General features: G+C 43.4%; 9 protein-coding genes and 2 pseudogenes. 9 read left to right on the top strand and 2 right to left on the bottom strand.

Annotation, left to right across the window (positions count from 1 at the left end):
* From GJB61_RS31410 to GJB61_RS30935, 5 genes and pseudogenes are all read left to right on the top strand, one after another.
* Window positions 1–536 (top strand): annotated as a pseudogene (locus GJB61_RS31410) (DUF5704 domain-containing protein); the annotation flags it as partial.
* A gap of 25 nt (window positions 537–561) precedes the next feature.
* Complete coding sequence (locus tag GJB61_RS30950; protein ID WP_154122859.1) at window positions 562–2,634, top strand: hypothetical protein; 2,073 nt, start codon at window positions 562–564, stop codon at window positions 2,632–2,634.
* Window positions 2,635–2,648: 14 nt separating this feature from the next.
* Window positions 2,649–3,041, top strand: a complete 393-nt coding sequence (locus GJB61_RS30945) for an immunity 22 family protein (RefSeq protein WP_338116214.1) — start codon at window positions 2,649–2,651, stop codon at window positions 3,039–3,041.
* Window positions 3,042–3,287: 246 nt separating this feature from the next.
* A pseudogene (locus GJB61_RS30940) lies at window positions 3,288–3,754 on the top strand (DUF6985 domain-containing protein).
* Window positions 3,755–4,328: 574 nt separating this feature from the next.
* On the top strand, window positions 4,329–4,577 hold the full coding sequence (locus tag GJB61_RS30935) for a hypothetical protein (RefSeq protein WP_154122858.1): 249 nt from the start codon (window positions 4,329–4,331) through the stop codon (window positions 4,575–4,577).
* A 323-nt stretch (window positions 4,578–4,900) separates the two neighbouring features.
* On the opposite strand, the gene GJB61_RS32070 is transcribed toward GJB61_RS30935, so the two are convergent.
* The gene (locus tag GJB61_RS32070) at window positions 4,901–5,233 is read right to left on the bottom strand and encodes a hypothetical protein (protein WP_229522542.1); all 333 of its coding nucleotides are present in this window, start codon (window positions 5,231–5,233) and stop codon (window positions 4,901–4,903) included.
* A gap of 130 nt (window positions 5,234–5,363) precedes the next feature.
* Here GJB61_RS32070 and GJB61_RS32065 point away from each other — a divergent pair, with 130 nt between their 5' ends.
* The gene (locus GJB61_RS32065; protein ID WP_229522541.1) at window positions 5,364–5,558 is read left to right on the top strand and encodes a hypothetical protein; all 195 of its coding nucleotides are present in this window, start codon (window positions 5,364–5,366) and stop codon (window positions 5,556–5,558) included.
* An 11-nt stretch (window positions 5,559–5,569) separates the two neighbouring features.
* Here the strand turns inward: GJB61_RS32065 and GJB61_RS30925 are convergent, their stop codons facing one another.
* Window positions 5,570–5,887: a transposase gene (locus tag GJB61_RS30925; protein ID WP_154122857.1), complete on the bottom strand. Its 318-nt coding sequence runs from the start codon at window positions 5,885–5,887 to the stop codon at window positions 5,570–5,572.
* Between the two features lie 146 nt (window positions 5,888–6,033).
* Between GJB61_RS30925 and GJB61_RS30920 the strand changes: the two genes are divergently transcribed.
* The 3 genes from GJB61_RS30920 to GJB61_RS30910 all read left to right on the top strand — a co-directional run.
* On the top strand, window positions 6,034–6,231 hold the full coding sequence (locus tag GJB61_RS30920) for a hypothetical protein (protein ID WP_154122856.1): 198 nt from the start codon (window positions 6,034–6,036) through the stop codon (window positions 6,229–6,231).
* A 188-nt stretch (window positions 6,232–6,419) separates the two neighbouring features.
* Window positions 6,420–7,628 (top strand): S-layer homology domain-containing protein, encoded by a 1,209-nt coding sequence (locus GJB61_RS30915; protein ID WP_154122855.1) that lies wholly within the window; start codon window positions 6,420–6,422, stop codon window positions 7,626–7,628.
* Window positions 7,629–7,648: 20 nt separating this feature from the next.
* A partial coding sequence (locus GJB61_RS30910) for a DUF5704 domain-containing protein (RefSeq protein WP_229522540.1) occupies window positions 7,649–9,627 on the top strand: 1,979 nt, incomplete at its 3' end.

Raw genomic sequence — 9,627 nt, 5'->3', positions numbered from 1 at the left:
TACTGTCCGATGCGGAGAGAGAACAAACTTCCTGGATCAAGTTCTATAAAAATTACGTGAAGCGAAAGACCAAAATTGCCACCGGATATGATATTGAGATTTTGCCGTATAAATCCCGCACCTTGATCGGCCCGACGTCCATTCCGAATGTGGTGAATCCGGTGGAGGCGGTTCGAAGTGTACAGCATTGGTATGGGGAATATCATCTGCCGATTGCTCCTTACATTCTTCCTAAAGGAACAAATGTGGTTTCTCTAGCCAACCGATATGGTGGCGTGTTGGATGGGCATGAGAACGAGTTTATGAAGGGCGGCTACATCGTGGTGAACTTCGGCATTTATACCGTGAAGAATAACGATGCAGACACTCGTGTGCTTGGCTATAAAGCCCCTATAGCAAATATGTGGTCGATTGAAGGACAGATGACCTCCGATATGGATAATCAGGGACATACTTTCTCTTTCACCTCCGGGGATGCGGTTCTTTTTGAATCGGATTTCTCGGTTCGCAATGATTATCAGGGTCAAGGTAGATAAGCGAGGGTAGAGTAGGAGGAAACGGATGTCATCCAAACAGCTGATCTTCAAAGAAGATGAAGTCGAGCGCTTGCGAACGAAAATAGGATTACTCAGTCAAGATACGAATCATCTATACCTGCAACTGAAAGGCCAGGCCAGCAACTGGAATGGAATCCCGTTAGGGAACGACTTGCAGCAAGCGCAGGTACTCTTGAACGAGTTGACGGTAGAGGCAGAGAAGCTTGAAGATGTCATTCGGGGCGCATTGAAGGGTGTTAAGGGGCTACAGGAAGAGAATCGACGTGCTGCGAGTCAGTTGGGTCAACAATGGAGTGCTCTTGGCGGACTGTTCGGTAGCCTAGGCGGGCATGGTAACAGTAACGGAGGACGAATCTCCATCCCTGCGTTCGCCCAGAAGGCCGCGACGAACCTGATTCACACGGTGGCAAGCCTGCTGGGCTGGGATGAACTGAATCAGGACCCAAGGGTGCAACAGCTTCAAGGAGTTATCAAACAAATAGGCATCGGCACGGTGGAAAAGATTGCAGCGCAAAGCGAGTTAAAGGATATCTTTGAAGCACGGGATCAGATCGCAAAGGCGCAGACGGCGTTTGGGGTGTATAAGGCTTTTGGGAATCAGAGCCAAATGAACGCGATGCATAAGCTGGCGGAAGACGCGCGAGCGAAGCTGGAATCTCTGGGTATTGACGAAGTCCAGTATCAGGCGGGGAAGGATCTAGGTATCTATTACAAGCAGGCGGCGGTTAGGGCGTGTGACTATGATCCGTCGATCACGACCAGCAGCGTACCGCTGGTACAGAATGAGGCGTATCAACTGCTGCTGCGAATGGCGATGGGGACAGGGGATCAGGCCGATTGGGCGAAGGGGCAGCTGGAAAGTATTCATGCTACAATGAAGCAGATGATTGCCACTGGGGTCAATTTGGGAGTGCATGTGATGACGAATCAAGGTGCAGAAGCTTGGAAAGACGTTGCCCAATTCACTTCCTCAATCGTCCAATTAGGAAGCTACAATCTGTTTATAAAAAAAGCGCAGGATGAAAAAGAAGAAAATTCAGAGAAGTCGAAAAATGCTTTCTTTAAATCGCTAGACAGTTTTAAAGAGATTGGAACAGCTTTTGTGGGTACGTTAAGAACTCGTGCGGATAAGGCCACAGATTCTCCTTATGATTTTTTCAATTGGCTGACATTAGGAATTACAGGCGATCTTCCCGTAGCAATGTATGAGGGAGCAAAAGACCGATCAGACCATATGTTTGATTCAAAGGAGAAGTTTGCAGATTGGTTGACGTTGGGGACAGTGGAGATGGCGAAGGGGGCGTTTAATCCAGAAGAAGCCTGGTCGGCTGACCATTGGATGAATAGTCTGGGAATGGTGACGCTGTTATACGGTCCAGTCGAAAAGTCCTTGCTACCCACCGGTGGCGGATTGCCGAAGCCAAAGCTTCCGAAAACAATAGACCCAGTGCAAGAGATTAATGCTCGTCAATCCCCACAATTCAGTACAAATGAAGGATTACAATTTAATATAAACGATATTCAGACAGATACAAAGTCACTTCCAAAGACACCCGTGCAAATTCATTTCAACAATGAAATGGATATTATCCGAAAAGAACAGGGTGGAAAGGCTATTGAGGGGACGGGTGAAGGTACTAACTGGGAAGTGAAGACATCCGAGTTAGTACCTACAGTCAAGAGTGGTAAGTTTAATGACTGGTTTAACTCGAAAACCCCAGATGAACTTGATGAACTTTGGAAGGATAAGAAGATTCGTAAGGCGATTGAAAGGGAACTTCGTGCTCCTGGTGGAATGCACGAATGGCACTTAGTGTCTCGTGCTCCAACGTTTAAAAGATGGGGAGTAAGTGCCGACCAGGTTAGAGAGTTACGAACAGCAATAAGTGAAGTAGAGTTTGTTAACCCTACTGGGAAGCATGGTGGGTTAGGTTCTACTGCTGCTCATAATGAATTACTTCGTATTATTGATTCTTCAACTAGTTACGATATGTTTATACGAAGGCTTAATAATTGGGCAAACTATAGACTCAATGGTGGAATTAATTCTTTACCACCAGGTCTAAGATTAGAGTAGGGGAGCGAAAAAAAGTGGAAAAAGAAGGTATTGTTTCCTTGTGGATAGGCTCTGACGAAAATGAAAGCACCCTTCAAAAATATGTTACGCTTATATATTCAGACGAGGGAGAATGGCTACCATCACAGTTTTTGCTAGATTTCAACATTGATATGGATGATATTGATGAACCATTCATTGAACGAGTATTTCATGAAAGAAGCATTGGTTTGTTGTCTGATTTGTTAGATGGTTGCTCATATGATGATGTAGTCATTCCAGGCTTTGAGGCATTGCGGACTAATCAACTTCCTTCAGAAATAAACTCTGCAATCCTAATATATAACTACGAATATAGTTGTGATATTAAGGAAGTTAAAAGAGATGGTTATAGCTATGTTTTTATTGGTAGTGTGCCATACGAGTAATAGGTGGTACTATGGATGGGGCTAGAGGGCTACCCAGTGCCGAATGAAACCATCATTCAACCAATAACATACTTAACCTGTAATACCCATATAAAGATTTAGTCATTTCGTTTATACGTACAGTAATGTTTGAAAAGTATAACCTAATTAACGCTAAAGCGTTACATAAAACAGGTCGATTATGGTCAAATACCTCCATGATTGACCTGTTTTTTTTGTTATGTTCGATTTCTTGCGGTATTCTAAATGAAAATAAATGATGCAGTTTTTGGCGACCTTGAATATGATTATGTGTGGAGTCGGGACACTACCATTGAGTTTTGTGAAAAAGAAGTCGATATTGCTTTAATGATAGATGGTGAAGAAGATGGTGAATTTAGTGGAAAACAGTACGCTTCATATAATTCATTAGTACAGATTGGAGACATCTTCAACAAAGTATTTTGCAACCAATTTTAGATTATTACAAGCAAAAACGATATGAGCTTGGATATGATGTTTCATTTAATGAAAATTACCTTTTAATTGAAACGATTGACCAACTTCTTGGAAGGATCAGGTTAGTCGGGATTTATGTCCCATCTGCGAGACGTTTTGAAGGCAGATATATTGGACTAACGTTTGACTGCACATAGGACATAGAAAATGGGATAGGTATTCGTCTAATAAATAAAGAATTAGCTAGGGTGGGATACCAAGATGTTGCACTTTGAATATATGAGGGGGCTACTCCTTGCAGAAGAACTGCATGTACACATTGTTCCAGACGCGATAAGATAGATGTAACGGAAGCACTGTACCCTGCCCGCATTGGCGGGGTATTTTACATAGGGAGTGGATTGTTTGAGCACTACATACAAAGTACTAGGAGCGATATAGACTTCCTAATAGCAGCCCTAACTCAATCCAAGGTATCTGTCAGTATAGAAGAACCGGACCCAATCAGCCACTTGGATTACAGAGGCATCGTAGAGGGATACTAAGCTCGCCGGAGCTCGCTTTGTAAGGGAACAATTTGAATTTAGAGCATACATAAAATAACCATCAGGTAATTAGTATGATGGTTTATTTTTCATTCTAAGGAGTTTAATCAAAGCGTAATCCCAAGGTAATTAGGTCTAAAAAATTTAAAAGTAAGGATATAAAGTAAATAAATAGTAGATTAAGCCGATACCTGAATCCGTGAAACGAAATACTGAAAAGGTTAGAAAAATAGACTCCGGTGGCTTAAAATAGAGAAAAGGGAAGAATTCCCGAATTTCTTCATTTCACCTCGGAGGTGCACAGATGAACCCTGTCCGTTTTCAACTGGATCAGTCCGTGGAATTTGCCTATAATCTACTGCGGGCCATTGGACAAATTTCTATCCAAGAACCGGATGCGCCCGTGAAAAGCAAGGTAAGTCGGCGGCGGGTCAAAACCGTCATTGAAAATTTGATCTGGCTGGCCTCTCGAATGGTGGAGCATGCCCGGCAAACCAAACTCCGTTCGGAAGACACAGTCCATGGTTTCAGACGTTCCAGCGCATTTATGTGACGTTGTCCGGATAAAAAAAAGAACATATGTTTTCCTCGAGCTTTCCTTGTGAACAGCTCTGTTTCACTATGCCATTATTTAAGTAATCGACCGGTCAAGCTCATTTTTTATCTCTCATCAGTGCATGGAAACTCGAGTTAATCTGTTTGTTAGTTCTTTCACGGATTCAGGAATTAACCCATATAGTACTCTTATAAAGATCTAGTTATTTCGTATATATTGTACATAATATATCACCGTTATATAAACAGCTTGAGTCTTGCGAATTTCACTTGATTGGGGCCTAAAAGGGCAGACCTGTAGTATCTCGGCCAATCGACGTTTCAGGCAGACAGCTTGAGTTGCTTTAGAATGTCGAAAAGAGGTTTTTTCTCGAGGGCCTGCTGGTACACATAGACGATGGTCTGCCCGAAGTACTCTTCTCGAATGCGGCGTACCACATCACCAAGCGTCAACTCGGCTTGCTTCTTCATCCATTCCTGCCGCTGAGACTCCAGAACGTTTTGTGTCAGGAACTGGATCGCCCAAAAACGCTGAATGCCCGTAAAGGAAAGCAATTGGTATTGATCGAAGCCCAGCAGTTCTTTGAAGTAGCGATACCCCGTCTCGATGTTCCAGCGTACGGCGTAGTATCTCTGAATCGTAACGAGATCCAAAGACAAATCCGTATGCTCGAAGCGGTGTACGCGTCCTTACAGGACAGCAGGAGCTTGACGTTTTCGATATCGCTGACCGGTCCTCGTAAGGATAGATCCAGTACGTCCCCTGGCCCTCCACCGTAACGGAGTGAAGGTCAGATTTTCGGATGTACCGCTCAGCAAAATCATCCAGCGGAAGAGATACCCCTGCCGGACGAATTCGGCGGTTGGTTTTCAACGCGGCAATGACATGGAATCCCTTGCGGTTACAGGCGTTGATGACTTTTTCGCTCGTGTACCAGCTGTCCATGAGAACATAGACACGCTCGTCCTCTTGGGCTGAAAAAGCTTCGGTTATTTCAAGGGCCAGGTCGTTCTTGCTCTTAAAGGGCAGTCGCCGCCTGGCAATACGCCTCTTGGATAGTAGGGACGGTAATCCCAAGCGTATGAACAGCCACTTGCGACCACGTGAGCCGTAACCAAGCAATGACACCAGACGGACTTGCCGGCTTCATGGGAATGCTGGAAGCTTAGCGCCTCCATCTTCTTGGTCGACTTGTCTTTTTTGCAGGACGTGTCATCCACGATGAGAAACACAAGCTTCTGGTCCCCGCGTTTCCCCTGCTTGGCCCGAATTTGATTCATGACCTTGTCCATACGTCGGCGCTGCATGCGATTGACACACCAAGGGGAGTAAAAGGATATATATCAATTAATGGTAAATAAGAACAACAGAAATAAATATTCTGTCTACAAGTTGGTATTGAGTAATCAACTTCTTTATGACGAATTAGAGAGTATAAAATGTGGGGATTCAAATGGAAAAGTTAATGTTAATCCAAGCTGTCGCTATTTTTCTGGTTGGAGTAAGCGTGTTCGTTCAGGCGGGGCCATCTATTGCTGCTGCGGAGCAAAATCCTTTAGGATGTGCTGCCTTTTACTCTTTCTTTTTAATACTCAGATACAAAAAAGAATGGATATATATAAATCTTATGGTAAATAAAACCGATAAATAGAAGTCTAATGCTTTTTGATAGATACATCTGCATTAACCACTTAGCAATTGACTAAGTACATACGAGTATCGTGACTAATTTGTAAACGTGTGAATGAAGAGGAGGAAATAATATAAAGAAATGATTGATCATTTGCTTTTTTTTGCAGTAACACAAACAATCTACCAAACTTGAAAGGAAGATAACAAATGTATGAAATAAAACAAAAAGTGCGAAAAACAGTGACGATGCTTTTAGGTGTTACCTTGTTTATTGGCAGTACTTCGATTCCACAAGCTAAAGCGGATTCCTCACAATTTAATGATGTTCCTGCCAATCATTGGGCGAGACCGGGTATTGAAACTGCGGTGCACAAAGGCTATATCAATGGCTATCCCGGAGGGTTATTCAAGCCTAGTGCCAACATCAGCCGGGCAGAGTTTATAAAAATGATTGTAACGGCGACTGGACAATCTGTGGAGGCAGGCTCGGGCTCATGGTACGAGAGTTATGTAACAGCGGCGCAAAATGAAAAAATCTACATAAATAGCGATTTCACAAACTCGTCTACAGAGTGGAACAAGGAGATCACGCGTAAAGAAATGGCCCGGATTGCCGCTCGCGCTGCAGGTCTGACCACAGAGGATAATGACAAGTGGATGTATTTAGCAACTAAGAAAGGGCTGGTAAATGGACTGGGCGGCGGTCAACTGGGACTTGATGAAAAGACAACACGAGCACAGTCCGTAGCTGTCATCGAACGCGTTCTAACGGTAAGAGGTGGTGGGACGCTACCCACAGATAAATACACTATCAGCAGTGCCGAATTGGCTTGGCATGGGACTAATATATTTACAATTATGCCAGAGGTATTTATAGATAAAAAAGTGAAAGACAACGTGGAAGATTTATGGAAGAAAGACAAAATGATTGTTAACTCCAAAGATGGAAAATATCGCGGAGAATTAGAAGCCCTTATTGCTATTGATCTAGCAGATCCCAATGATCCGAACCTTTCTGAAATTCCACCGATTTCAAAGTTGAAATGGAATAATGAGCCTTCCTCTAATTCAGCGGTAGGGATACCTATTTCTAAATGGAGAGATAGCTATTTACTCTATTTTAAATCTAATGTTGTCAACGAAGACACGGAGCACTATGCATCCTTTCATAATTTTGTAAGTTTTGGTGTTATCGGAATTTATAACGATGATATACAAGCATTTGGGAATGGGAAATTAAACAGAATTGGTTCTGTATTTAAGGATAAACCATTAGATCAGCCAATTATCATTTTACCAAAAACAGGATGGATGCATGAATCTACAATAACATTCATGATATCTACTCCTGCCTTTTCAAGTTATTACATGGTAAGAAACAAGCTAATAAGTTTCTCCGGTCCGCTCTCTAAATAGCAGTAAAGGTGGCGTGACGGTTGAATGTTAAAGATAAAGTAATACGTGTAACCTTAGTGCTCTCAATATTGTTTATAGGACTTGCTATGTTATTTGCTGTTTCTACTAAGGCAGCTACCGAATCTTTGTACACCACTGCCGGAGTACAATATACGCCAAATGACTCTAATCTTAGGAGAGATCATGAATCAGTTTTTTATAAAGAGAAAACAATTACGACAAAACCATTCAGCATTGATGCCGGAACGGGGAAGATTATAACTAAGATTGTCTTGAAAAAAGATGGTCAGGCACTACAAACGATAACAGTAAATGCCCGGACTTATAATCAATCCATAACGTTACATGGGGAACCTGTTCCAGTAAAATCTGTTGATAATGTAGGGAATGGTTCATGGTTTGCATGGCAACGAAGTATTGCCGGTACACATTGGGAGGCATTTCCAACTGAACTGGGATGGTCTGACATAGGAGACTCAACTACAGGAAGTGAAACTATTGGTGGGATTACAAAAGACAAATGGCCAGGCCAAATTGTTAAGATGGAAGTCGCCTATTATAGGTACGAAGCATTTTATAGCATCGGTGGTGTAGATTACGGCTCTTTTGCTACTACATATATTGATTCGACAACAGATACTTTAAATGATACTAATCCGTTTCAACCTGGTGTTAATGTAAGGACTATTAATGATGCAGAAATACTAGCTCCAAACTCGTCAGGCACAACCGATTCAACGACTGTAATAACTGGTCTGACAATTCCTGATTTAAGTAAGGCGAGTATTACCTTCACGCAGAAGCATGATCATGAAGGCTCAAGAGTTGAATTAGGCGGGAATGGGGCCGCTGCAATGATGTATTACTTCGCCAATTATAAATTTGATATTAAATCCTACACTTACCGTTACCCCAACGTGTATGAAGTGTACGTCAGAGACGACGACGGAGTTATTCCGTCCCCGCCGCCTACAACGCCACCGGGCGGAGACGTCGTGTGCTCTAACCCCTCCCCTGGTCAAAGCATCTCCGGCGGGTTTATGACTCCGACTGTCACGGCCGAAATTCGTGCCGATCAGCGGGGAAACGAGCAGTTTGATGTGTTGCAGGGAATACCGACGTCAGAAAGTCTATATGGACATGCTGCCTCTCAGAACTATCTATTTCAGAATACCTTTGTACAGATGAGTGGAACATGCAGTTACAACATAGAAATTCAAAAGACATATACGTTAACGTGGGACCCGCAGAAGGATGTGCCAGATGCAGAGGGGATGGGGACCCACAAAGAACCAGATCCAAAAAGCGAAACAGAAACCAAAACATATAATTATACCATCGAGCGCCCTTACTCCTACTGGACTTTGAATAATTTGGAGATATATAAGCTTAGTTCCGCTACTTTAAGAAATGATACGCTTCCTGGAGGAAGTGTTGCGTTGCTGCCCAATGGATATACCGCTCCGAACTATTCAACAGAAATCAGCGGTAAACTTATACCGCCTGTTGCACCGGCCGGTATAACGGCTCCAGCAGGTACCAAGTCTGGAACAACAACCCGCCCCGTTCCAGATAATGATATGGGAGCACTTCGCCCGTTGGCAGAGCAGGCTGCTAAGAAAGTAGAGGTGCAAAATGACACCTTAACCTTCGGCGGACAGACGATTATGGATGGGCGGATCGCCACAGAAGTAGGTCCAACTCCTGGGACTATACCTGTGCCTCAGCCCATCGGTGATCAGGTGCTCTATCAAGCAGGCAATACTATTGAACGAACGCATCCCAACAAGCGGAATATTCCCAGCTCTGGTGAACTCCACTATGGACTGATGGCTGGAAATATCAATGGCGGGACTGCGGATCAGCAGTTCTCGATTAACGGGATCAATACAATTACAGTACATACACCAGTAGTCAATTATTCTGTCCTGCCAGACGATAACCGTCCTTTCGATCAGCGGATGATCCCGGATATGACAAGAACGGTTCTTATCCTGGA

The organism is Paenibacillus monticola (assembly GCF_009664975.1).
Taxonomy (GTDB): Bacteria; Bacillota; Bacilli; order Paenibacillales; family Paenibacillaceae; genus Paenibacillus_AQ; species Paenibacillus_AQ monticola.
The sequence above is the reverse complement of the archived record's forward strand: the minus strand, read 5'-3'. Positions and strand labels throughout refer to the sequence as shown.

Excerpts from the sequence above, each read along its gene's own strand:
- GJB61_RS30915 (WP_154122855.1), top strand. The coding sequence starts at position 6,420 with ATGTATGAAATAAAACAAAAAGTGCGAAAAACAGTGACGATGCTTTTA.
- GJB61_RS30925 (WP_154122857.1), bottom strand. The coding sequence starts at position 5,887 with ATGCAGCGCCGACGTATGGACAAGGTCATGAATCAAATTCGGGCCAAG.
- GJB61_RS30935 (WP_154122858.1), top strand. The coding sequence starts at position 4,329 with ATGAACCCTGTCCGTTTTCAACTGGATCAGTCCGTGGAATTTGCCTAT.
- GJB61_RS30920 (WP_154122856.1), top strand. The coding sequence starts at position 6,034 with ATGGAAAAGTTAATGTTAATCCAAGCTGTCGCTATTTTTCTGGTTGGA.
- GJB61_RS30950 (WP_154122859.1), top strand. The coding sequence starts at position 562 with ATGTCATCCAAACAGCTGATCTTCAAAGAAGATGAAGTCGAGCGCTTG.